This window comes from Paraburkholderia megapolitana (assembly GCF_007556815.1).
GTDB lineage: Bacteria > Pseudomonadota > Gammaproteobacteria > Burkholderiales > Burkholderiaceae > Paraburkholderia > Paraburkholderia megapolitana.
On record NZ_CP041745.1, the window covers coordinates 1600243 to 1623981 of the forward strand.

At 63.9% G+C, this 23739-nt stretch carries 16 protein-coding genes and 1 pseudogene; 15 read left to right on the forward strand and 2 right to left on the reverse strand.

Annotation, left to right across the window (positions count from 1 at the left end; translation table 11 throughout):
• Positions 1-107: 107 nt before the first annotated feature.
• From FNZ07_RS20630 to astE, 8 genes are all read left to right on the forward strand, one after another.
• Positions 108-899, forward strand: a complete 792-nt coding sequence (locus tag FNZ07_RS20630) for an ABC transporter ATP-binding protein (RefSeq protein ID WP_091018899.1) — start codon at positions 108-110, stop codon at positions 897-899.
• A 30-nt stretch (positions 900-929) separates the two neighbouring features.
• Complete coding sequence (locus FNZ07_RS20635; RefSeq protein WP_091018898.1) at positions 930-1991, forward strand: GlxA family transcriptional regulator; 1062 nt, start codon at positions 930-932, stop codon at positions 1989-1991.
• A gap of 96 nt (positions 1992-2087) precedes the next feature.
• Positions 2088-3323: an aspartate aminotransferase family protein gene (locus tag FNZ07_RS20640; RefSeq protein WP_091018897.1), complete on the forward strand. Its 1236-nt coding sequence runs from the start codon at positions 2088-2090 to the stop codon at positions 3321-3323.
• A gap of 81 nt (positions 3324-3404) precedes the next feature.
• Entirely contained in the window at positions 3405-4484 is a 1080-nt protein-coding gene (aruF, locus tag FNZ07_RS20645) for an arginine/ornithine succinyltransferase subunit alpha (RefSeq protein ID WP_091018896.1), read from the forward strand.
• Positions 4481-5524: an arginine N-succinyltransferase gene (astA, locus tag FNZ07_RS20650; RefSeq protein ID WP_091018895.1), complete on the forward strand. Its 1044-nt coding sequence runs from the start codon at positions 4481-4483 to the stop codon at positions 5522-5524. The genes aruF and astA overlap by 4 nt, the downstream gene beginning before the upstream one ends.
• 8 nt (positions 5525-5532) lie before the next feature.
• The gene (gene astD / locus FNZ07_RS20655) at positions 5533-6996 is read left to right on the forward strand and encodes a succinylglutamate-semialdehyde dehydrogenase (protein WP_091018893.1); all 1464 of its coding nucleotides are present in this window, start codon (positions 5533-5535) and stop codon (positions 6994-6996) included.
• 14 nt (positions 6997-7010) lie between these two features.
• A complete protein-coding gene (gene astB / locus FNZ07_RS20660) occupies positions 7011-8351 on the forward strand; it encodes an N-succinylarginine dihydrolase (RefSeq protein WP_091018890.1) in 1341 nt (446 codons plus the stop codon).
• Positions 8335-9393 (forward strand): succinylglutamate desuccinylase, encoded by a 1059-nt coding sequence (astE, locus tag FNZ07_RS20665; protein WP_091018888.1) that lies wholly within the window; start codon positions 8335-8337, stop codon positions 9391-9393. Before astB ends, astE begins: the two co-directional genes overlap by 17 nt.
• Before the next feature lie 21 nt (positions 9394-9414).
• Here astE and gstA read toward each other — a convergent pair whose 3' ends face one another.
• The gene (gene gstA / locus FNZ07_RS20670; protein WP_091018886.1) at positions 9415-10032 is read right to left on the reverse strand and encodes a glutathione transferase GstA; all 618 of its coding nucleotides are present in this window, start codon (positions 10030-10032) and stop codon (positions 9415-9417) included.
• Positions 10033-10169: 137 nt separating this feature from the next.
• Here gstA and FNZ07_RS20675 point away from each other — a divergent pair, with 137 nt between their 5' ends.
• The 5 genes and pseudogenes from FNZ07_RS20675 to FNZ07_RS20695 all read left to right on the forward strand — a co-directional run bounded on the left by FNZ07_RS20675 (position 10170) and on the right by FNZ07_RS20695 (position 20592).
• Positions 10170-11075 (forward strand): LysR family transcriptional regulator, encoded by a 906-nt coding sequence (locus tag FNZ07_RS20675; protein ID WP_091018883.1) that lies wholly within the window; start codon positions 10170-10172, stop codon positions 11073-11075.
• A 269-nt stretch (positions 11076-11344) separates the two neighbouring features.
• Positions 11345-12139, forward strand: coding sequence for an ABC transporter substrate-binding protein (locus FNZ07_RS20680; protein WP_091019171.1), 795 nt, complete (start codon positions 11345-11347; stop codon positions 12137-12139).
• Between the two features lie 267 nt (positions 12140-12406).
• Entirely contained in the window at positions 12407-13600 is a 1194-nt protein-coding gene (locus tag FNZ07_RS20685) for a M48 family metalloprotease (RefSeq protein WP_091018881.1), read from the forward strand.
• Positions 13597-19094: pseudogene (locus tag FNZ07_RS20690) on the forward strand (AAA domain-containing protein). Before FNZ07_RS20685 ends, FNZ07_RS20690 begins: the two are co-directional and overlap by 4 nt.
• Before the next feature lie 154 nt (positions 19095-19248).
• Positions 19249-20592, forward strand: coding sequence for an EAL and HDOD domain-containing protein (locus tag FNZ07_RS20695; protein WP_091018877.1), 1344 nt, complete (start codon positions 19249-19251; stop codon positions 20590-20592).
• 60 nt (positions 20593-20652) lie between these two features.
• On the opposite strand, the gene pdxR is transcribed toward FNZ07_RS20695, so the two are convergent.
• Positions 20653-22110 (reverse strand): MocR-like pyridoxine biosynthesis transcription factor PdxR, encoded by a 1458-nt coding sequence (gene pdxR, locus FNZ07_RS20700; RefSeq protein WP_091018874.1) that lies wholly within the window; start codon positions 22108-22110, stop codon positions 20653-20655.
• Between the two features lie 97 nt (positions 22111-22207).
• On the opposite strand from pdxR, the gene FNZ07_RS20705 reads away from it, so the two are divergent.
• A complete protein-coding gene (locus FNZ07_RS20705) occupies positions 22208-22972 on the forward strand; it encodes an NAD-dependent epimerase/dehydratase family protein (protein ID WP_091018872.1) in 765 nt (254 codons plus the stop codon).
• Between the two features lie 20 nt (positions 22973-22992).
• Positions 22993-23502 (forward strand): cupin domain-containing protein, encoded by a 510-nt coding sequence (locus FNZ07_RS20710; protein ID WP_322789497.1) that lies wholly within the window; start codon positions 22993-22995, stop codon positions 23500-23502.
• The last annotated feature ends 237 nt before the right edge of the window (positions 23503-23739 follow it).

Genomic DNA, 23739 nt, shown 5'->3' on the forward strand with positions numbered 1-23739 from the left:
CGGCGCCGCTGCCGCTGTACATCGCATAACGCTGTCGTACTGCAGGTTTCACGCTGTTGCAAGACGGGACCGAAGACGGAACCCGTTACACACTCTGGGAGAGCATCTTGCTCCACACGACTCAAACCGACGCCTGCAAGCTCGCCGTGCAGGACATCCACAAGCGCTTTGGCGATAACGAAGTGCTCAAGGGCGTGTCGATGAACGCGAACAAGGGCGACGTCATCAGCATCATCGGTGCGAGCGGGTCGGGCAAGAGTACGTTCCTGCGCTGCATCAACTTTCTCGAGCGGCCGAACGCGGGGCAGATCGTCGTCGACGGCGAGGCGGTGCGCACGAAAACCGATCGCGCGGGCAATCTCGAAGTGGCCGACCACAAGCAGCTGCAGCGCATCCGAACGAAGCTCGCGATGGTGTTCCAGCATTTCAACCTGTGGGCGCACATGAACGTGCTCGAAAACGTCATCGAAGCGCCACGTCATGTGCTCGGGCTGTCGCGCAAGGAAGCGGAAGACCGGGCGCGCGAGTACCTGGAGAAGGTGGGGCTCGCGCCGCGCGTCGAGAAGCAGTATCCCGCGCATCTGTCCGGTGGCCAGCAGCAGCGCGTCGCGATTGCACGCGCACTGGCGATGAACCCCGACGTGATGCTGTTCGACGAACCGACCTCCGCGCTCGATCCCGAACTGGTCGGCGAAGTGCTGAAGGTGATGCAGAAGCTCGCCGAAGAAGGCCGCACGATGATCGTCGTCACGCACGAAATGGGTTTCGCGCGCAACGTCTCGAACCACGTGATGTTCCTGCATCAAGGCCGTACCGAAGAAGAGGGCGCACCCGCCGAGGTACTTGCCGCACCGCGCAGCGAACGTCTGAAGCAATTTCTCTCGGGTAGCCTCAAGTAACGCGCGGCGCCGGCTCCACGCGGATTGTCGATGGCTCGAACATCAAGTCCCACTCGCACGACGCAGGTCGCGATCGTCGCCTTGCCGCCGGTCTCGATGTCGGGCATCGGGCCGATCGTCGATGCGTTGACGCTTGCCAATGAAATCGATGGACGGGCGTTGTATCGCTGGCAGGTGTGTTCGTGGGACGGGCGGCCGGTGCCGCTGTCGGGCGGCGCACAATGGCCCGCCGATACGGCGTTCGGCGATGCGGTGTCGTGCGACTGGCTGATTGTCGTCAGCGAGCGTTTTCAGCAGTTTGCCGATTACCGGCTGTTTCTCGCCAGTTTGTCACGTGTCGGGCAGCGCACGCCGCTCGTCACCGGAATTCATCACGGCGTGTGGTGGCTCGCAATGGCGGGACAATTGTCGGGCTACCGCGTGAGCGTCAACTGGGAAACCTATCAGCAGTTTGCCGAGCAGTTCGAACGCTCGATCGTCACGCAGCAGATCTTCGAGATCGATCGCGATCGCGCCACCTGCGCGGGCGGCCAGGCTACCGTCGATTTCATGCTCGCGATGATCGGCCGCGAGCACGGCCCCGAACTCGCGGAACGGATTGCGGACACGCTCGGCGTCGGCGTGCTGCGCGCGGGTGAAGAGCGCCAGCGCATTCCGTTCGTGACCGCACCTGGCGAGCGCCATCCGCGTCTGAACGATGCGCTGCAACTGATGGAAGCGAACACCGAAGATCCGCTCACCACCGACGAGATCGCCGGTCTGGTCGGCATATCGCGGCGGCAACTGGAGCGGTTGTTTCGCCAGTATCTCGGCTCGATGCCGTCCAAGTACTACCTGGGGCTGCGGCTGTCGAAAGCACGCACACAGTTGCAGCGCACGAGCAAATCGGTCGTGCAGATCAGCCTGGCGTGCGGGTTTTCGTCGGCGGCGCACTTTTCGAATGCGTACCGCGAGCGTTTTGGCGTGACACCGCGCGAAGACCGCCGCAACTGGCTCGACCGGCAGCACGGCGGCGCCGGCGCGGCGGCGAGCGAGCCGCGGCCGGGTGCGTTGATCGAGCCGCCGGACATGCCCGGCTCGTCCGGCGCGTAAAAGCGCGGCAAGCCCGACAGAACACGTCGCCTGTGCGCAAGACGTTTCGCGCGGGGTTTCCTACACTATCTGCTATTACTGCAACGAGGATTCGCCATGAACGACCCGACTGTGACCCGCCAGACCTTCGATGAAGTCATGGTGCCGCTGTTCTCGCCAGCCGCTTTCGTGCCGGATCGCGGCGCAGGCTCGCGCATCTGGGATACCCAGGGCCGCGAATATATCGACTTCGCCGGCGGCATTGCCGTCACGGCACTCGGCCACGCGCACCCGGAACTGCTGAAAGTGCTGCACGAGCAGGGCAGCAAGCTCTGGCACATCGGCAACGGCTACACGAACGAACCGGTGCTGCGTCTTGCAAAGCGCCTCGAAGACCTGACGTTCGCCGACCGCGCGTTCTTCGCGAACTCGGGTGCGGAAGCCAACGAAGCCGCGTTGAAGCTCGCGCGTCGCGTCGCGTTCGAGCGCCACGGTGCCGACAAGGTCGAGATCGTGTCGTTTGCGCAATCGTTCCACGGGCGCACGTTTTTCACGGTCAGCGTCGGCGGCCAGCCGAAGTATTCGGAAGGCTTCGGCCCGGTGCCGGCCGGCATCGTTCATCTGCCGTACAACGATCTTGACGCTGCTCGTAAGACGATCGGCACGAAAACCTGTGCGGTGATCGTCGAGCCGATCCAGGGCGAAGGCGGTGTGATTCCCGCCGATCCAGCATTTCTGCGCGGCCTGCGCGAACTGTGCGACCAGCACGGCGCACTGCTGATTTTTGACGAGGTACAAACGGGCGTAGGTCGTACCGGTTACTTCTATGCGTACCAGGACACGGACGTCACTCCCGACATCCTGACTACCGCGAAAGCGCTCGGCAACGGTTTCCCGATCGGTGCGATGCTGACCACCAACGAACTCGCTGCGCACTTCAAGGTCGGTGTGCACGGCACGACGTACGGTGGCAATCCGCTCGGCGCTGCGATCGCGGAGAAGGTCGTCGAACTGATCAGCGATCCGGATCTGCTCGAAGGCGTGCGTCTGCGCGGCGACGCGATCAAGGCGAAGCTGGCGCAACTGAATAAACGCTTCGGCATCTTCAGTGAAGTGCGCGGCAAGGGCCTGCTGATCGGCGCCGAACTCACGGATGCGTACAAGGGCCGTGCGAAGGATTTCCTCACCGCATGTGCCACACACGGCGCGATGCTGCTGATCGCCGGGCCGGACGTGCTGCGCTTTGCACCTTCGCTGGTGATGCCGCTCGACGATCTGAACGAAGGTTTCGAGCGCATCGGCAAGGCGATCGAGGAAGTCGTCGGTGCGACCGCGGAAGCGCCGTCCCGCTAACGCGAGCGTTAGCGAAGTTACCGTACTCACCAGGCCCGTCAGGTTCCTTCACCGCGCTTCAACTCATTCACTGGAACGACGATGCTCTTCGTACGCCCCGGCCGTCTCGCCGATCTCGACGCGCTCGAACACATGGCGCGCACGGCGCAACCCGTGCTGCACTCGCTGCCGCACGACCGGCGCGCGCTCGAAGCGCGGGTCGCGCTCTCGGAGGACTCGTTTCGCGCGGAAGTCGATTTTCCCGGCGAGGAGTTCTATCTGTTCGTGCTCGAAGACAGCGAGACCGGCAAGCTACGCGGTACCGCGAGCATCGTCGCGGCGGCCGGCTACTCGGAGCCGTTCTACGCGTTTCGCAACGATGCGCTGATCCATGCGTCGCGCGAATTGCACGTGAACCGCAAGATCCACGCACTGACGATGTCGCACGAACTGACCGGCAGAAGCCGGCTCGCCGGTTACTACATCGACCCGGCATTGCGCGGCGATGCGGCGGCACATTTGATGTCGCGTGCACGGATGATGTACATCGCGGCGAACCGCCGCCGTTTCACGCCGGAAGTGTTCTCGCTGCTGCTCGGCGTGACCGACGAAGCCGGCATGTCGCCATTCTGGGAAGCGGTGGGCCGCAAATTTTTCGGCCGTGATTTCGCCGATATCGAAGTGGAGTCGGGTGGTCGCAGCCGCACGTTCATCGCCGAGGTGATGCCGAGCTATCCGCTATATGTGCCGCTATTGCCCGAAGCAGCGCAACGCGTGCTTGGCGAACCCGACGAGAAAGCGCTGCTTGCCTACGAGATTCATCTCGAGGAAGGCTTCGAGACCGACCGCTACGTCGATATCTTCGATGCGGGGCCGGTGCTGACTGCGCAGATCGATCGCAGCGCGTGTGTGGTGCGCAACGAGACGCGTGCGGTTAGCGACGCTGAACCCGACGAGCAGAATGACCGCAACGCCACGTATCTGATCGCCAGCAACCGTGCCGGCGAGTTTCGTTGCGTGCTCGGCGATCTGCCGGCGCAGCGCGGCAGTGCACCGCTCTCCGCTGCCGCGCGTGCGGCTCTCGGTGTGCGGGACAGCGACACGGTGCGTTGCGTGCCGCTACATCTGCAGGAGGATACGGTGAACCGGGCGAATAACGAATCTTCGGGAGACGCACAATGATCGTCGTTCGCGTCGTGCAGACGGGCGATGTGGACGCGCTAGTCGCGCTCGCTCAGGAAACCGGTCCTGGCCTCACCACCTTCAAGCCGGACCGCGAGGCACTGGCCGCGCGGATCGAACGTTCGCGCCGGACCATGGAAGGTCGCGCGGAACCGCATGAAGCCGGCTATTTCTTCGTGATGGAAGACACCGCCACCGGCGACGTTGCCGGTGTGTGCGGCATCGAAACCGCGGTGGGTCTCGAGCAGCCGTTCTACAACTATCGCGTGAGTACGGTCGTGCACGCGAGCCAGGACCTCGGTATCTGGACGCGGATGCGCGCACTGAATATTTCGCACGATCTCACCGGTTATGCGGAAGTGTGCTCGCTGTTCCTGAGCCCGCGTTATCGCACGGGTGGTGTAGGCGGGCTGCTGTCGCGTTCGCGCTTCATGTTTATCGCGCAGTTTCGCGAGTATTTCCCGCAGCGTATCTGCGCGGAACTGCGTGGCCATTTCGACGCGGACGGCACATCGCCGTTCTGGCGCTCGGTGGGTTCGCACTTCTACCAGATCGATTTCAACGCGGCCGATTACCTCAGCTCGCATGGCCGTAAATCGTTTCTCGCGGAGCTGATGCCGCGCTTCCCGGTGTATGTTGATTTGTTGCCGGAAGAAGCGCAGGAGTGCGTCGGCCTGACTCACAGCGACACGATTCCCGCACGCAGGATGCTCGAAGCGGAAGGGCTGCGTTACGAGAACCACGTCGATATTTTCGATGCGGGCCCGGTGCTCGAATGCCACGTCGCGGATCTGCGCACGGTGCGCGAGAGTGTCGTCGTACCGGTGGCGATCGGCGTAGCGCACGAGGCGAACGTGACCGATGCAACGCAGGCGGAGCAGCGCTCGCTGGTATCGAACACCTCGCTCAACGATTTCCGCGTCGGCGCCGTAACCGGCGTGCCGCACGACGGCAGGTTCCGTCTCACGGCGGAAGAAGCCGCGGCATTGAACGTGAAAGCCGGTGATCCGGTGCGCGTGCTGCCGCTGAAACACAAATAAGGACGATCATGACTGAGCTTTATATCGACGGCGAATGGACTGCCGGCACAGGACACGTATTCGCATCGCGCAACCCGGGCACGGGCGCGACGGTGTGGGAGGGGGCGAGCGCATCGGCGGATGACGTCGATCGCGCGGTGCGCAGTGCCCGCCGAGTGTTCGCGGCGTGGTCCGCCCGCTCGCTCGACGAGCGTTGCGCGATCGTGCGCCGCTTTGCCGCGTTGCTCACCGAACGCAAGGAAGCGATCGCGGTGGCGATCGGACGTGAAACCGGCAAGCCGCTGTGGGAAGCGCGCACGGAAGTCGCATCGATGGCGGCCAAGGTCGAGATCTCGATTCAGGCCTACAACGAGCGCACCGGCGAGAAGCGCGCACCGATGGCCGACGGGGTCGCGGTATTGCGTCATCGGCCGCATGGTGTCGTCGCGGTGTTCGGGCCGTATAACTTCCCTGGTCATTTGCCGAACGGGCACATCGTTCCTGCGTTGATCGCGGGCAATGCGGTTGTGTTCAAGCCGTCGGAGCTGGCGCCGGGTGTTGCACGCGCAACCGTCGAAACCTGGCGCGACGCCGGTTTGCCCGCAGGTGTGCTGAATCTCGTGCAAGGCGAGAAAGATACTGGCATTGCGCTGGCGAATCATCGGCAGATCGATGGTCTGTTTTTCACCGGTAGCTCGGATACCGGCACGTTGTTGCACAGGCAGTTCGGTGGGCGTCCGGAAATCGTGCTCGCGCTCGAGATGGGTGGCAACAATCCGCTCGTCGTCGCGCCCGTCGCCGATCTCGACGCGGCCGTGCATCACACGATTCAATCGGCGTTTCTGTCGGCCGGGCAGCGTTGCACCTGCGCGCGACGTCTGCTCGTTCCCGACGATGCATTCGGCGAGCGCTTCGTCGCGCGCCTGATCGACGTGACGGGACGGATCGCAGTCGGCGAATACGACGCCGATCCGCAGCCGTTCATGGGCGCGGTGATTTCTGCACGCGCCGCGGCGCGGCTCGTCGATGCGCAGGCGAGCCTCGTGGCTGCCGGCGCGAAGCCGCTGCTGTCGATGCAGCAACGCGATCCGCAACTGGGCTTCGTCACGCCGGGCATCCTCGATGTGAGCGGACTAACCGGCCTGCCCGACGAAGAACACTTCGGGCCGCTCCTGCAGATCGCGCGTTACCGCACCTTCGACGAAGCGATCGAACGCGCGAACGACACCGGCTTCGGTCTATCAGCGGGCTTGCTGGCCGACGACGAAGCACTGTGGACGCACTTCCAGCGCACCGTGCGCGCCGGTATCGTTAACTGGAATCGCCCGACCAACGGTGCTTCGTCGGCTGCGCCGTTCGGCGGCACTGGCCGCTCTGGCAACCACCAGCCGAGCGCGTACTACGCCGCCGACTACTGCGCTTACCCGATGGCGTCGGTCGAAAGCGCGCAACTGCAGATGCCCGCGAGCGTGTCGCCGGGCCTTCACTTCTGAGCGGGGAAACGACCATGCAAGCCACGGAAGCCAACTTCGACGGACTTGTCGGCCCGACGCACAACTACGCGGGGCTGTCGTTCGGCAATGTCGCGTCGCAGACCAACGAGAAATCCGCAGCGAACCCAAAGGCCGCAGCAAAACAGGGGCTGCGCAAGATGAAGCAGCTCGCGGACCTCGGCTTTCGCCAGGGCGTATTGCCGCCGCAGGAGCGCCCGTCGATGCGGCTGTTGCGCGAGCTCGGTTTTTCCGGCGACGACGCGACGGTGATCGCGCGGGTCGCGAAGGACGCGCCCGAGCTGCTCGCCGCAGCGAGTTCCGCGTCGGCGATGTGGACCGCGAATGCGGCGACCGTGAGCCCGTCGGCGGATACGCACGACGGCCGCGTGCATTTCACGCCGGCCAATCTATGCAGCAAGCTGCATCGCGCGATCGAACACGAATCGACGCGCCGCACACTGCGCGCGATCTTCGCGGACCCCGCGCGCTTCGCGGTGCATGAAGCGTTGCCTGGCACCCCGGCGCTCGGCGACGAAGGCGCGGCGAACCATACGCGCTTTAGCGCGGAATACGGCACGCGTGGCGTCGAGTTCTTCGTCTACGGACGCAGCGAATACCGGCGCGGGCCGGAGCCGAAGCTCTACCCCGCGCGGCAAACGTTCGAAGCGAGCCGCGCGGTCGCGCAGCGCCATGGGCTTACCGAAGCAACGACCGTCTATGCGCAGCAAAACCCCGACGTGATCGATGCCGGCGTGTTCCACAACGACGTGATTGCGGTCGGCAACCGGCATACGCTGTTCTGTCATCAGCTTGCATTCGTCGATCAGAACGCGGTGTACGACGAACTGCGCACGAAGCTCACGAAACTCGGTGCGCCGTTCGACGTGATCGAAGTGCCGGACGCGCAGGTCAGCGTCGCCGATGCGGTGTCGTCGTATCTGTTCAATAGCCAGCTGCTGACGCGCCCGGATGGTCGCCAGGTGCTGGTCGTGCCGCAGGAATGCCGCGAGAACGCTCGCGTGGCGGCGTGGCTCGATGAACTGACCGTGCGCAGTGGCCCGATCGACGACGTGCTCGTGTTCGATCTGCGCGAAAGCATGAAGAACGGCGGTGGCCCGGCATGTCTGCGCTTGCGCGTCGTGTTGAACGAAGCGGAGCGTGCCGTGGTGGCGCCGGGTGTGTGGATCGACGACACGTTGTTTGGCCGGCTCGATGGCTGGATCGAGAAGCACTATCGCGATCGCCTCGCACCGTCCGATCTGACCGACCCGCAGTTGCTGCGCGAGTCGCGCACCGCACTCGACGAATTGACACAGATTCTCGGCCTGGGTTCGCTGTATGACTTCCAGCGCTGAGCAAAGCGCGGGCGCAATGCTCGCCGATTTTCTCGCGTGGACGCTGGCGGGTGAGCGTCCGAAGGAAGGGCACACACAAGGTGTGTGCGCGAACGGCGTGCGCTGGACATGGCTCGATGAAGGCATGTTGCAGTTCGAGCCGGATGCTCCGCCCGGCGCATGCAGCATGTTGGCTTCAGCGGGTGTGCATGGCGACGAAACGGCACCGATCGAACTGCTGTCGCGCCTTGTAGCCGATATCGCCGAGGGACGCGCAACGCTTGCGTGCCGACTGCTTGTGATACTCGGCAACGTCGCGGCGATGCGCGCGTCGTGCCGGTATCTGGATGACGATCTGAATCGTTTGTTCAGCGGGCGCCATGCGCAGTTGCCGGATAGTCGCGAAACACCGCGGGCAGTTGCGCTCGAACGGGCAGCGGTACAGTTCTTCGGTGCAGCGGCTGCAACGGAAGCATCCTCGACCCGCTGGCACATCGACTTGCATACAGCCATCCGTGCATCGGTGTTCGAGCGCTTCGCGCTGCTGCCATACGCCGGTGCGCCGCTCTCGCGCGCGATGTTCGAATGGTTGGGCGAAGCACAGATCGCCGCGGTACTGCTGCATACGACAAAGGCCAACACCTACTCGCACTTCACCGCCGAACAGTGCGGCGCGCAGGCATGTACGCTCGAACTGGGCAAGGTGCGACCATTCGGCCAGAACGACCTGACGCGTTTTTCCGGCGCGGACAGTGCATTGCGCCAGTTGCTGGCAGGCCCTGCACACACCGCAAGCGAGCGCGCACCGCTGCCGCGGGTCTTCACGGTGATCGACCAGATCACGAAGCAAAGCGACGCGTTCGAACTGCTGGTCGCCGCTGACGTGCCGAATTTCACCGCGTTCGCGAAAGACACGCTGCTCGCGCGCGACACCGATTATCGCTACATCGTGCAGCACGACGAGGAGCGCATCGTGTTTCCGAATCCGACCGTGAAACCCGGACTGCGCGCCGGGCTGCTGGTGATCGAAACGACGCGCGAAACCCTCGCCGCACTCGCCTGAGCCTGCCGGTCAGGCTTAGGCTCAGGCCGCGGCCTTCACCAGACCTTCCGCGATCAACGCCTCGCGCACCTTCGGCCGCGCGGCGACGCGCGCCTGATACGCCTGCAGGTGCGGATACGCGGACAGATCGACCTTCAGCATCGGCGCCCAGTTGACGATCGTGAACGCATACGCATCGGCGACCGTGAACGACCCGGTCAGGTAGTCGCGATCGGCGAGCACCTGGTCGAGCTCCGAGAAGCGCGTGGCGAGCTTCGCGAGGCAGACGGTCTTCGTCGATTCGGCGGTATCCGCGTGCCATAGCCACGGGCTGAACGTCTTGTGCAGTTCCGAGCTGACGAAGGTCAACCATTCGAGCACCGCGAGCCGCGCCGCCGAGCCAACCGGCGGAATCAACGCGTGCTGCACGTCGAGGTCGCCGACGTATTGCAGCAGCGCGGCGCCTTCCACATGCCGCGTGCCGTCGTCGAGTTCGAGCAGCGGTACGTAGCCGCGCGGCGAGATCGCGTAGTAGTCTTCGCCGCCCGAGAGTTTGTGCTGCGCGAGATTGACCTTGATACCCTGAAAATCGATGCCCGCTTCGCGCAGCGCGATGTGGACCGCGAGCGAACAGGCGCCGGGAGAGAAGTAGAGTTTCATGCGGAATTCCCTGGTTTGAGGGTGAGTGACTGCGGAGCACGTAAGCGCGTCCGGTTGCACGGCTCGTCGGCCGACAAGTCGATGTGGTAAAAGTAGCACCGGTTCGACTCGCGGACAAACAGGCGGATTGCCAAACCATGCGTGCAAAAACGCAATACGAACTGACACCGGCGGATACCCAGACGATACTCGCACTGGTCCGCGCCGGCACGCTCGCCGAAGCGGCGCTGCGGCTCGGTGTCGATGCGTCGACGATGTTCCGTGCGGTGCAGCGCATCGAGCGCGGGTTGGGTCAGCGGCTGTTCGAGCGCTCGCGGACCGGCTATCGGGCCACGCCGCTCGGCCAGCAACTCGCGCGGCACGCCGAGCGTATCGAGAGCGAACTGACGGCCGCGCGCTCAAGCGTGCAGGCGAGCAGCCACCGCGTCTCCGGATCGGTGCACATCACCACCACCGACACTGTCCTGTACGGCCTCGTACTGCCCGCACTGCGCGATTTCGCGCAACTGCATCCGGCGTTGTCGTTCGAGCTGACCGCGAATAACTCACTGGCGAGCCTGACGAAGCGCGATGCCGACATCGCTGTGCGCGCGACGCAGCGTGCGCCCGAGCATCTGGTCGGCAAGAAGGTTGGGCCGCTGCGCATTGCGGCGTTCGCCGCGAAATCGAGCGGTATTCATGCGGGGGATCTCGATACGCTCGCGCGCTGCGACTGGGTCGCACCCGACAGCTCGCTCGGCGACCATCCTTCGGTGCTGTGGCGCAAGCGCCATTGCCCGGGCGTGCAGCCGCGCTATCGGACCAACAGCGTGATGGCGGTGCTGGAGATCGTCGCGCGCGGTTTCGGCGTCGGCATCCTGCCGGTGTTGCTGGCGCGCGGTCGCGACGATCTCGTGCAACTGACGCCAGCGCTGGACGAAGCCGAGTCGCAGATCTGGGTGCTCGCGCATCCCGAGTCGCGCCATTTGCCGCATGTGGCCGCCGTGTTCACGCATCTCGCTACGTGGCTCGCACACGACGTCGCTGACGACGGCGGCCACTAACGCGCCGTCTTGCGACGCTTCGTTATCCTTGCCCGCACGCGACGCGAAGTTGCAGATTCGCCGCGCTCATTGCCGCCGTATCAAAACCCTTCTGGCCACGCGTCCTCGCCCGGCTCGTGGGCGCGCGCCCTGTACAATCGCGCGTTCGCGACTGCTGCGGCGCATCACGCTGATCGACCGCATTTGGAGCGATATGCCGGTGCTGCGATCCTGTGCGGCCCGGCTCGATCCTGTTTTGGTTTGACTGAAATCCCTCTGGAATACCCATGATGAACATGAACTGGCGAAACCTCGCCGCACTCGCGATGTTCGCCGCGGCAACGACAGCAGCAGGCAGCGCATCGGCAAGCGATCTCAAGGAAATCCGTTTCGGCGTCGAGGCGTCATACGCGCCGTTCGAATCGAAATCGCCAACCGGCCAGCTGCAAGGCTTCGATATCGACATCGGCAATGCGGTCTGCGCGAAGCTGAAGGTGAAATGTGTATGGGTCGAAAATGCGTTCGACGGCCTGATTCCTGCGTTGCAGGCGCGCAAGTTCAACGCGATCAACTCGGATATGACGATCACCGAGCAGCGCCGCCAGGCCATCGATTTCACCGATCCGATCTACGTCATCCCCAACCAGATGATCGCGAAGAAGGGCAGTGGGCTGCTGCCGACGCCGGCTTCGCTGAAGGGAAAACACGTGGGCGTGCTGCAGGGCACGATTCAGGAAGCCTATGCGAAGGCGCGCTGGGCGCCGGCCGGTGTCGACGTCGTGCCGTACCAGACGCAGGACCAGATTTATGAAGATCTCGCTTCGGGTCGTCTCGACGCGGCGTTCCAGGATGCCGAAGCGGCATCGAAGGGTTTCCTGAAGCGTCCGCAGGGTGCGGGCTATGAGTTCGCGGGACCGCCGGTTAGCGACGAGAAGCTGCTTGGTGCCGGTGTGGGTTTTGGCGTGCGCAAGGGCGACAAGGCGCTGAAGGATGCGCTCAATCAGGCGTTGAAGGATTTGAAGGCGGACGGCAGCATCGATCGTTTCGCTGCGAAGTATTTCGATGTGAAGGTCGTGTTGAAGTAGATCGCGTGTCGACATGTGTCCGTCACACGGTGGCGGGCACGCCCGCAGGCGTAACGAGTGCGGTCGGTTTGAGACCCTCGACCTTCATGCCAGGATCGTCGAGAGTTGCATCGGCATTCGTCCAGACTATTTTTATATGCAGCGGCTAAAGAACATAAACAGTCACGCCGATATTGCAGTATTGGCGAGCTGCTGATCATTCCCGGGGCCGCCATTCGCAGCTGACCCTTGTAAAATCAGATCGACTCAATCCTGGAACGTCCCTGCATGGACTCTTACGCCCCGGACCGCAGTGCGCTCGTACCGCTCGCCTATCACGCAACGGTGGTCGACTACCTGCGCCGCAACGAACCGGAGGTCTGGCGCTGGGCTAGTGCCCGCACCGGTTCCGCCGAGCAGCGCGAAGAATTGCGCTCGATGTTGTTGCGTGACACCTATCGCCTCGACGCCGAGGCTCATGCCGACGTGCATGCGGCGCTGGAGCAAGCCATGAAGCGGCTTGGCATCGAGGCCCGAGCAACGCTTTATCAGTCGCCTGGGCAAGCGATGAACGCGTCGCTCTTCTATGTGCCTGACGAAGTGCACATCATCGTGCAAGGGCCGTTGCTGGAGCGTTTGTCGACGGAGGAATTGACGGCGGTACTCGGTCATGAGCTTGCGCATTACCTGTTGTGGTCGCGCGACGACGGTCAGTTCCTGGTGGTCGATCGAATCCTCAACGATGCGTTGGCCGCCCCTGGCAGCAGCAGTAGTCATCGCGAGACATATCGGCGTTATGCCCTGCATACCGAACTGTTTGCCGACCGGGGCGGCGCGGTGGCGGCGGGCGCGGTGGCTCCGGCGGTGTCGACGCTAGTCAAGGTCCAGACGGGCATCAACAGCGTCGATGCGGCGGCGTACCTGCGCCAGGCCGAGGAAATCGAGTCGCATGAAGCCGGGGCAAGCGCGGCGCACACCCATCCGGAGACCTTCATCCGGGCGCGAGCGTTGGCGCTGTGGTGGGAGCAGGCAGAAAACCTCGACTCATGGATCGAGACCCGTCTGCATGGTCCGTTGGGACTGGAGCGGCTCGACCTGCCAGGACAAGCGCGGCTGCAGCAGTTGACGCGCGGTTTCCTGGCACATTACCTGGCCGGTACCCCGTTGGCGAGCGACGCGGTGCAGGCTCAGTTGCGCATGCTGTTCCCCGACTGGCAGGACAATGAGCCTGTCGTCGGTCCCGATGCGTTCGCCGATGATATCGCCGACGAAAGCATCCGTGACTACCTCAACGCGCTGATGATGGATCTCGCTCTGGCAGACCCCGACCAGCAGGAGGTGGCGTTGCTCCGGGCGGGGAAGGTGGCGAGGGGGCTCGGTAGCTTCGACGCCTTGCAGAACAATCTTCGTCGTGACGCGGGTTTCAGCAAACGGGACCTTGAACGCTACCGTCGCCAGCTGGACGCGGAGATCCGGGCATGAACGATCAGCCAGTTCACAACGAGACGCCGCGTACGCTGCGCACGCTGATTCAAGCTCAGGCGGGTGCGCCGTTGTCCACCGACGACGTCCTCGTGCTAGTGGTGCCGCTATTCGAGCAGGTGGCCTCCCTGCACGCACAAGGTCGGGTCGCCGTACTCGATGTCGACAGCATTCTGGTGAACGAGGGCGGCGCGCTGATCCTGCGCCGGCCGGAAGGCGAGGCGCCAGTCATGGATATCGGCGCGGTGCATCGGGTGCAGCCGCAGCCGGCCTCCGGTCTGAACATCATCGGCGCGCTGCAGCGCAGTCACACCGAGGACGGCCGGCACGAAGTGACGGACGAAGCGCTGCAGCTGGATGGCGCTGCGCCGATCGAACGTCCGGTCTATCTGCCTGGCCCACGCAGTTGGGAACTGCTGATCGGCCACCACGATGAGATCAGCGATACCTTCCTGCTCGGCATGACGCTCGCCAGTCTGGCGTGCGGCATCGACTTTGCCGACGAGGACGATCTGCGCCGATTCCTGATCCATCGCCGCAACCTGTTCCTGCTCCACGAACGGTTGCATCCGATCGTGGCGTCGGTCATCGTCGAAATGACCGAGGTTAACCGGCACGATCGCGCGACCGATGTATCCGCGCTCGCCACGAGGTTGCGCACCTGGCGCGAGCAACCACTGTCCGTCGACGTCGAGCGGGCACTCGCCGGCGCGAGCGGCGCCGCCACACGGCGTACCGCAGTCCTTACGCATCTGCGCGACCGTCTCTTCGACCTGTCGCGGCGCAACCGGCTGCTGTACTTCCGTCCTGGCGCGGCCAGCGTCAATCTGACGGTAGCCAGCGTCCCCTTGATGCTGCAGATCCAGAGCATACGGCCGGAGCACATCTGCACATGGGCGGGTCGTTTGCCGCTGACCTGGCGGCCGGGCGAGCAGTACCGTTGCAGCGCTGGCTGCGCTTCGACGATCAACCCTACCTGCCCGCCGCGCTCGACCGGCTGATCGCCGAGACCCGGCGCGAGCGTGCTGAATTTGGCTTCAGCAACCTGCGTCTCGTGGTCGCTTTCCTGCGCTGGCACAACCTCAAGGAAGCACCGGACGAGCGTATTACGACGCCGCTCTTATGGCTGCCGGTGGAACTCGTCAAACGTAAAGGCGTGCGCGATCAGTATGTGATCCAGTGCACGAGCGGCGACGCAGAGTTCAATCCTGTGTTGCGTCATCATCTTGGCCAGTTGTACGGCATCCGCCTCGACGAGACCGTCGATCTGGGCAAGACATCGCTTGCCGACATCCATGCCGATATCCTTGCGCAGATCCACCGTTCTGAGCCGTCCGTGGAACTGCGACTCATCGATAAGGCCTCGGTTCGGCTGGTCAGGCAGAAGGCGCTCCAGCGCATGCAGCAATTCCGGCGCCGCAAGCCCGGTGCCGTCGTGCGCACGCGCAGCGGTTCGCTGCCGCCGTACAGCTACGCCCACGACGACTACCGTCCGCTTGGGCGTGCGCTGTTCGAGCATTGGGTTCGGCCAAGCGATCTGCCGCAGCGCTTCGAAGCGGGCGCCGCTCCACGCGCCGGTCTGCGCCAACCGAACATGTCGGACGGCGCCGTGGCCGAAGACGATCGGCAGGGCTTCGTGCTGGAGGAGGTCGAAGGTCATCGGTATGCCTGGGATATCGACCTGACTCAGGTCACGCTGGCCAACTTCAACTACAGGAAGATGTCGCTGGTGCGCGACTACGCGCAACTGATCGATGAGCCTGGCGTCAACCCCGCCTTCGACCGGGTCTTCTCGATCGAGCCGCGCGAAGTGGAGACCGATGCGCCTGCGCCGCTGGCACCTGTCGATCAGTGGAACGTCGTCGCTTCCGATGCGACCCAGAACGCGGCGGTCGGCCTCGCTCGCAATCAGCGTAGTTTCATCATCCAGGGGCCGCCCGGCACCGGCAAGTCGCAAACCATCACCAACCTGATCGCGGACTACGCCGCGCGCGGCAAGCGCGTGCTGTTTGTCTGCGAGAAGCGCGCTGCCCTTGACGTGGTGTTCCATCGGCTCAAGCAAAGCGGACTGGAGCCGCTGTGCTGCCTGATCCACGACTCCCAGGCCGACAAGAAGTCTTTCATTGCCGATCTGCGCACCTGCTATGAGCAGTGGATTTCCCGACCGCACGACAGCGATGCCTTAGGCGCACGGCGCACCCAGATCACCGGGAATCTTGCAGAACAGCAGCGGCGTATCGAGCATTTTGAGTCAGCGACGGCTGAGGTTCCCGCTGCGCTGGGGGTTAGCGTGCGCGCGTTGTTGCGTCGCGTGGCCGAGCTGGGTGCCGCTCCAGAAACAGGTCCTGCCATCCGGGAGCGGCTGCCGACGCTGGCGGTGTGGGACACGCATCGAGAGCTCACCCAGCGCGTGCACCGCGCCACGAAGGAGCGTTTCGGTCTGGATAGTCTTGCCGCACACCCATTCGCCAGGATCTCCGCGCAGTTGCTGAATAACGAACACGCCTTCGGGCGTGTCGAGCAGCTATGCAACGATGTCGAAGCACTGTTCGACTCACTGGACCCGGTTTTCGAAGACGCCGCGAGCCTCATCGATCAGGACATTACGCTGGAACGTGCCCGTTCGCTGGCAGCAGATAGTCAGTGGTTAATCGACCGCGGCCTTGTCGCGCACCTCGATCTTCTCGATGTGAATTCGGCGGCACAAGGCGAACTGAGTCGGGTGCGCGCTGCCCTTGGGGAGCGCGCGCAGGCACTGAACGCAGCACTTACGGCTACCGCGAACTGGCGCGACAAGCTCAGTGCGGACGACACCGGGTCGGCGCTCGCGATGACACGACGTCTGGAGCATTCCGCGGCGCGCTGGTTGCAACCTGCGTGGTGGCGCCTGCGTGGTCAGTTGAAGCGGCGCTACGACTTCGGCAAACACGCAGTTCATCCGGGGTACAGCAAGGTACTCGAGGCGTTGGCCGCGGAGCATGTCGCCAGCGCGGCAATGAACGAAGTCGATGGCGAGTGCCGCCGGCGTTATGGTGTAAGCGAGATGGGCGCGTTTCTGAACGCGCTGGGCGAACTCAAGACGCGCCTTGAGTCGGATAACGGCCTGCGCGTCCTGGTTGCGCATCTGCGCGACGCCGTCGACCCGGTTGCCACGGCGCTTGCGGAGACGCGCTCGCGAGAGGTGCTGTACAAACTGGCCGCGCGCGTCGGCGATGGGCTGACCTTGACCACAGAGGCTCGCCTTGCCGATATCGCGGAATATTCACGCGATCTTCGCGAGGCTTTGGACGATCTTCCCGACCTGCTGCCTCTGTTGCGTGCGGTCCATGCCGCCGACCCGGCCTATGCCGTCGCGCTGCAGACGATCGATCAGCCGCCGACGCAACTGGAGGCACTCGTTGTCGATGAGGCGCTGCGCCGGCTCGAACGCGGCAACCCGGTGCTAGCGGGTTTCAATGGCGCTGCGCTCGCGCAAACCGCGCGCGCGTTGGCGGACAACCAGCGCGAGTTGCTTGCTCTCAACTCACACGTCCTGCAAGCCACACAACATCAGCAGTTCGCCGAGCACGTGCGCCAGTCGTCGCTATCGGTCACGCAACTCGACGCCGACGGCAAGGCGTTCAAGAAGCGCTATGCGACAGGCCGTCGTGAACTCGAGCATGAATTCAGCAAGAGCATGCGCCATCGCTCGATTCGCGAGCTCAGCGATGCAGAGACCGGCGCGGTGATCAACGACCTGAAACCAATCTGGCTCATGAGCCCGTTGTCGGTGTCCGACACGCTACCGCTGTCGCCGGACCTGTTCGATGTGGTGATCTTCGACGAGGCCAGTCAGATTCCCACGGAAGAAGCCGTCCCGGCAATGAGCCGGGCGAACCAGGTGATCGTGGTTGGCGACGAAATGCAGTTGCCGCCGACAAGCTTCTTCTCTTCCGGCGGCAGCGAGGGTGACGACGAGATCGTTGTGGAAGAAGAGGGTGAGCGCATCGCTATCAACCTGGACGCAGACAGCCTGCTCAACCAGGCCGCGCGCAACCTGCCTGCGACGCTGCTGGCGTGGCACTATCGCAGCCGTCACGAGTCGCTGATCAGCTTTTCCAATGCCGCGTTTTACGGCGGGCGACTCGTCACCATTCCGGACCGCCTGCTCGAAGCAGGCGACGACGAAGCTGCACTGTGGCGCTCGGACCAGGACGATGCCGGCATCGTCGGTGCCGACGCACTGCTGGCGCGACCAGTCAGTTTTCATCAGCTGAGCGACGGCATCTATCTCGATCGACGCAATGAACCGGAGGCGCGATATATCGCCCATACCGTGCGTGAGCTGCTGCGTCGCGAGACAGGATTGAGCATAGGTATCGTCGCGTTTTCCGAAGCGCAGCAGAGCAGCATCGAATCCGCGCTGGAAGCACTGGCGAGCGAAGATTCCGACTTCGCCGCGCGGCTCGAGCGAGAGTACGTGCGTGAGGACGACGATCAGTTCAACGGTCTGTTCGTTAAAAACCTGGAGAATGTCCAGGGCGACGAGCGCGATGTGATCATTCTGAGCATCTGCTACGGACCCGGACCCGACGGCAGGATGCTGATGAATTTCGGTCCGATCAACCAGCGCGGCGGCGAAAAGCGCCTGAACGTGATCTTCAGCCGCGCCCGGCATCGCATGGCGGTCGTGTCGACGATTCAAGCCGACGCCATCACCAATGTGCACAACGACGGCGCCGCGGCACTCCGCACGTTCCTGCAGTTTGCTCAGGCCAGTGCGAGCGGCCAGTTCGAGCGTGCGCAGACCGTGCTCGGGGCGCTCAATCCGGGCGCACGCGATGCGTTCACGCGTCAGGCTGCGTCGGACACGATCAGGGATGCGCTTGCCGAGGCATTGAAAGCACGTGGCCACCACGTGCAGGTCAATGTCGGCCGTTCTCAGTTCCGCTGCGATCTGGCCATCGCCGATGCATCGATGCAAGGTTATGCGCTGGCAATCCTTCTCGATGCACCCGGCGAAACAGTCGTGGATACCGTCGAGCGCTACGTATTTCGTCCTGGCATTTTGCGCAGCTTCGGTTGGCGTGTGCTCGACATCCCCGGAAAGGATTGGCTCGCCGATAGCGAAGGGGTATTAGCCCGAATCGAGGCAATGCTGACCGATGGCGAGGACCGTGCGTTGAGTGCGGAAGTCGAACTTCTCGCCGCGCGGGAGACAACACCATCGGCGCTATCGGCGGCCCCGACCAGTGCCGACGTTTGCGCTACTGAAGCGCCGCAAGTCGTACAGGCTACTCAAACAGAAGTGGTGCGGACGCTGCGCTTCGAACAAGGTGGTTCGAGCAAATTCTGGCGCGCGAGATTGCGGGGCACCGAGTTGAGCGTGAGCTACGGCCGTATAGGTAGCAACGGGCAAACCAACCTGAAGGAATTCGACACGCCGGAGCGGGCTCGCCGCGAGATGGACAAGCTTGTGGCGGAGAAGCTGCGCAAGGGGTATGTGGAGGAATAAGGCGAGTCTCGCACGCGGCACTCTGGGCTAAAATCCCCGGGCGCCCGGAAAGTTGCTGGAAGCCTTTGTCAGCATTCGCAACCGATCCGGCCGCCCACACACAAGCAAAGACCAAAGCAGGCCGAAGCGCACCGCGCTTCGCCAGGGGACTGGAATGAATACGATCGCGGCCGAAGATCCGCGCCGTCAAGCCGTGCCGGGCATGACGGGCAGTATCGAAGAGCAGGTTTATTTTGCGCGTCAGCCGTTGCTCGATCGCGATGCGATGCTGTGCGGTTACGAACTGAAAGCCCGCGCGGCGCAACCAGGCGATGCCGATCTCCATGCCACCGCCATTCCCATACCCGACCGGCTCGTGGGCGTGCACCCGGTTGTGCGCGCAGCGATCCAGCCGGCCGTGCGCGCCGCGCTCGTTGGGCACATCGGCTACCTCGACGTTACGCGCGAGATGCTGTTCGACGAGTCGTTTGCCATGCTGCCCACCGAGCGCTTTCTGCTCGAACTGCCACCCGACATCGCCGTCGACAATCAACTGATCGCGCGCATCGTCACGCTGCATGCGCGGCGCTACCGCTTCGTGCTCGATGGGGTGGTGCAGGCCGATCATACGTTCGCGCAATTGCTGCCTTACGCCGAGGCCGTCAAGATCGATTTCACCGGTATTGCGAGTGCGATGCTGCCGAAGCTCGTAGCAGCGCTAAGGTCGGCGGGAAAGATACTGATCGCATCGGGCATCGATACGCAGGCCGATTTTGAGGCGGCGTTCAAGCTCGATTTCGACCGCTTTCAGGGCTATTTCTTTGCACGTCCGCAGGCTTCGTCGGCGCGGCGTGTGAGCGCGCCGCGCCACGCGTTGCTCAATCTGCTGCATCTGCTCGGCTCGGAGCCGACCGTCGCGCAGCTCGAAACCGAACTGAAGCTGAACCCGGTGCTCGTGATGCACCTGATGCGGCTCGCCAACGCGAGCAGTTTTGCTAGCGGTCGCAAGGTGACGACGTTGCGCGACGCGATCAATGCGACCGGGACCGACCGTATCGCTCGCTGGACGCAATTGCTCTTGTATGCGGACGGTCGCAAGGTCGCACTCGAAAACGACCCGCTGCTACAGCTTGCGGCGACGCGCGCGCGTTTCATGGAACTCGCCATCGCGCATCTGCCGGCTGCGGGTCGCGATGAAGCGGACGCGGCGTTTCTGACGGGCGTGTTTTCGTTTGTCGATGCGGTGTTCGGCGGGTCGCTCGAAGGGACGCTCAATGTACTGACGTTGGCGCGGCCGATCCGCGCGGCGATCCTGACACGCGATGGCGTGCTTGGCACGCTGCTGTCGGCGATCGAAGCGCTCGAGCGCGGCGCGTGGGCGGAACTTGACGCGCTCTGTGTGCAGCTTGCGCCGTTGACGGTTGCGCGGATCGCGGCGTTTGCACTCGAAGCGGCGGCGTGGGCCGGGGTGGCCGATCGCAACGCGGAAGCGTCGGGGCTGGAGCGGTTTGAGGATTGAGGGGTATTGCGTGCGGCGTGTGTGGCAACAACGATAGCGACAGCGCGCTAGAGCTGAGTGCTATCCCTTTAGCGCGTCGCGCAAACGCATACACAATCGCATTGCCTCTTCGGCGGAAGCGATGTTCGTGAAACCCAGCAAGAGCCCCTTATCGCTATGGCTATGCCGCGCGGCGTAACGACCCGATAGCGGCTGAGCGTTCAACCCAGCCTGCTGTGCACGTCGCGCGAGTTCCCGATCGCCGGTGCGCGATGTAAAGCGCGCGATCAGATGCATGCCGCCGCTCGTGAGATCGACACGAACCTTTTCGCCGAACGCCGCCGCGAGTCCCGCCACGAGCATTGCCCGGCGTCGCGCATACAGCAGCCGCATCTTCTTCAGATGCCGCGAGAAATGACCCACCGACATGAAATCGGCAACGGTAGCTTGTGTTATCTGCGGGCAACCGTTCGACCACGTCCGCGCAGCCTCATTGCACGTATCGATAAGCCGTTCCGGTACCACGAGATAGCCGAGCGCGAGACCAGGGTAGAGCGTCTTCGAAAAACTGCCCGCGTAGATCACGCGATCGTGCGCATCGAGACTCTTGAGCGCGGGCAGCGGCGCACCGCTGTAGCGATACTCGCCGTCGTAATCATCCTCCACGATCCACGCGTTCGTACGCGATGCCCAGTCGAGTAACTGCAAACGTCGCGGCAGCGTCAGCGACACGCCGAGCGGCGCCTGATGCGATGGCGTGACGACAGCCATACGCGCTTTCGGCGCGTGACGGATGCCGTGCGCGACGAGCATTCCTTCGCTATCGACGGGTACTGCGACCGGACGGTTACCCGCGTGTTCGAGTACGTCGCGTGTGGGCGGATAGCACGGATATTCGGTCCAGACGCGCTCGCCCGGCTTCAGCAGAGTACGCACGACGAATGCCAGCGACGCCCGGTAGCCCGCTGTCACGAACACCTGCTCCGGTCTGCATGCGATGCCGCGCGACACGAGCAGATAGGTTGCGATTGCCTGGCGCAGCGGGCCGTAGCCGCATGGGTCGCCGTAGAACATATCGGCGGTGGAGGTCATGCGTAGCCGGCGTGCGGCAAGGCGTGTCCATAGCTTGCGCGGGAACGCATCGAGGGCAGGGGTGCCGAGCTGGAACGGTGGCGGGGCGGTGCCCTGCGGCAATGCGTTTGGGGACGCACTTGAATGCTTGCGAGAGCGCCGGTCGACCGTACGCGGTCCCACTGCGTGCGACACCGGCGGCGGAAGGTGCGCCGAGACGACGGTACCGGCCTGGCCGCGCGCGACCAGATAGCCTTCACCCGTCAGTTGCTGGTAAGCAGCCTCGACGGTGCTGCGCGCCACGCCGAGTTCGCTCGCGAGCGCGCGGGCCGACGCGACCCGGTCGCCAGGTTGCAGCATGCGCTGCTCGATAGCACTGCGCATGCGTTCGTAGATCTGCCGATGCAGCGGCACACGCCGGCCGCGATCGAGCTGAAGAACATCGAGGTAGTTATGCTGCGTATTCATGGCCTGATCGTTTTCTCCATTCTTGGATCTTTTCTACAGGACATCGTAACGCTACGCTGGCGTACATGAACAGGAAAAATAGCGAAGGAGAAGCACCATGACAGATACGACAACAAACGCAGCCGGCGAGCGGATCTTTCTGGCCGGCGCAACCGGCGCCATTGGACGCATGCTGGTGCCGCTGCTGACGCGTGCGGGCTATACGGTGTACGGCAGCACCCGGCGCGCGGAACGATCGGCGGCGCTCGACGCGCTGGGCGCGGTTCCGGTCGTCGTCGACGTGTTCGACGCGGCGGCGTTGCGCGCGGCGGTGCAGCGCGTCGCGCCGACCGTCGTGATTCATCAGCTGACCGATTTGCCGGCGGGTCTCGATCCGCAACAGATGGCCGATGCCGTGGTCCGCAACGCGCGGATACGCAGCGAGGGCACGCGCAATCTGGTCGATGCGGCTGTAGCGGCCGGTTGTGCACGCATGGTCGCGCAGAGCATCGCATGGGCTTATGCGCCTGGCGCGCAGCCCTACACCGAAGCACAACCGCTCGATCTCGAGGCGCAAGGTGCGCGTAGCGTGAGCGTGATTGGTGTGGCGGCGCTCGAACGGTGCGTGCTCGATACGCCCGGGCTGCATGGCGCGGTGCTGCGCTATGGGCAGTTGTACGGACCGGGAACCGGTGCCGCGAGCGCGACTGGCGCGAGTCCGGTGCATGTGGAAGCGGCTGCGTGGGCGGCGCTGCTGGCCGTGCAGCATGCGGCGCACGGCGCGTTCAATGTGACTGAAGACAATGACGTGGTCAGCAATGCGCGTGTGCGACGTGAGTTGGGTTGGGAACCTGGTCTGCGTCTGTCGGCAGAGGCGATGTGATGAGCGCCGCGTGCACGGAGATGTCCCGTCGCGTTGCATGGTCGCGCGTGGCGAGCGCGGCGCTGGTGTTGATGCCGTTGGTGGTGACGCTCCAGCATGCCGGCAGCGGGGCGGGTTCCGTCGAGCAATGGCTGAGCGACATCTGCAGTGCGAGCGATCAACCGATGTTTTCTAGTGCGCCTGCTCTTGTGCAACCCGGTGCTGCCAGCCGGCCGGTTACCCACGTCAAGGTGCTGTCGTGCGAACCGTTGCCGGATGTGCCGGGCAAGTCCGTGACGACAGCAGTGGTCGATTTTCCGCCGCTGGCGTTGTCGGGCCCGCATCGGCATCCGGGATCGGTGACGGCGTTCGTGCTGGAGGGGACGGTTCGTTCGCAGATGGAAGGTGCTGCTGCAATCGATTACCGCAGTGGCGCGACGTGGTTCGAAGCGCCGCGTGCGTTGCATCTGCTTGCGGAGAATCCGGATCCGGTGCGGCCAGCGAAGTTGCTGGCTGTGTTTGTGACGGATGGGGGTGTGGGGCGTTGGTGATTCCGGAGGTGCGGTCTTAGCGGCAACTCGCGCCGTAGCCGGGAAACTGGGCTCGTGAGACTTGGGGGCGTTTGGTCAGGCTGGCGTTATGGAGTTCGAGAGGCTGCCTGGATTGGGGAACACGGAGGGCGGCTATCGATCCACGTCAGACTTTCAGCTTTCTCATTAGCGGCCGGTCGCGGGCTACGATTCGGATTGTTCGCCTGAGAGCTGTCTACCACCAGGCTATCGTTGTAG

Excerpts from the sequence above, each read along its gene's own strand:
- FNZ07_RS20635 (WP_091018898.1), top strand. The coding sequence starts at position 930 with ATGGCTCGAACATCAAGTCCCACTCGCACGACGCAGGTCGCGATCGTC.
- FNZ07_RS20640 (WP_091018897.1), top strand. The coding sequence starts at position 2,088 with ATGAACGACCCGACTGTGACCCGCCAGACCTTCGATGAAGTCATGGTG.
- aruF (WP_091018896.1), top strand. The coding sequence starts at position 3,405 with ATGCTCTTCGTACGCCCCGGCCGTCTCGCCGATCTCGACGCGCTCGAA.
- astA (WP_091018895.1), top strand. The coding sequence starts at position 4,481 with ATGATCGTCGTTCGCGTCGTGCAGACGGGCGATGTGGACGCGCTAGTC.
- astD (WP_091018893.1), top strand. The coding sequence starts at position 5,533 with ATGACTGAGCTTTATATCGACGGCGAATGGACTGCCGGCACAGGACAC.
- astB (WP_091018890.1), top strand. The coding sequence starts at position 7,011 with ATGCAAGCCACGGAAGCCAACTTCGACGGACTTGTCGGCCCGACGCAC.
- astE (WP_091018888.1), top strand. The coding sequence starts at position 8,335 with ATGACTTCCAGCGCTGAGCAAAGCGCGGGCGCAATGCTCGCCGATTTT.
- gstA (WP_091018886.1), bottom strand. The coding sequence starts at position 10,032 with ATGAAACTCTACTTCTCTCCCGGCGCCTGTTCGCTCGCGGTCCACATC.
- FNZ07_RS20675 (WP_091018883.1), top strand. The coding sequence starts at position 10,170 with ATGCGTGCAAAAACGCAATACGAACTGACACCGGCGGATACCCAGACG.
- FNZ07_RS20680 (WP_091019171.1), top strand. The coding sequence starts at position 11,345 with ATGAACATGAACTGGCGAAACCTCGCCGCACTCGCGATGTTCGCCGCG.
- FNZ07_RS20685 (WP_091018881.1), top strand. The coding sequence starts at position 12,407 with ATGGACTCTTACGCCCCGGACCGCAGTGCGCTCGTACCGCTCGCCTAT.
- FNZ07_RS20695 (WP_091018877.1), top strand. The coding sequence starts at position 19,249 with ATGAATACGATCGCGGCCGAAGATCCGCGCCGTCAAGCCGTGCCGGGC.
- pdxR (WP_091018874.1), bottom strand. The coding sequence starts at position 22,110 with ATGAATACGCAGCATAACTACCTCGATGTTCTTCAGCTCGATCGCGGC.
- FNZ07_RS20705 (WP_091018872.1), top strand. The coding sequence starts at position 22,208 with ATGACAGATACGACAACAAACGCAGCCGGCGAGCGGATCTTTCTGGCC.
- FNZ07_RS20710 (WP_322789497.1), top strand. The coding sequence starts at position 22,993 with ATGTCCCGTCGCGTTGCATGGTCGCGCGTGGCGAGCGCGGCGCTGGTG.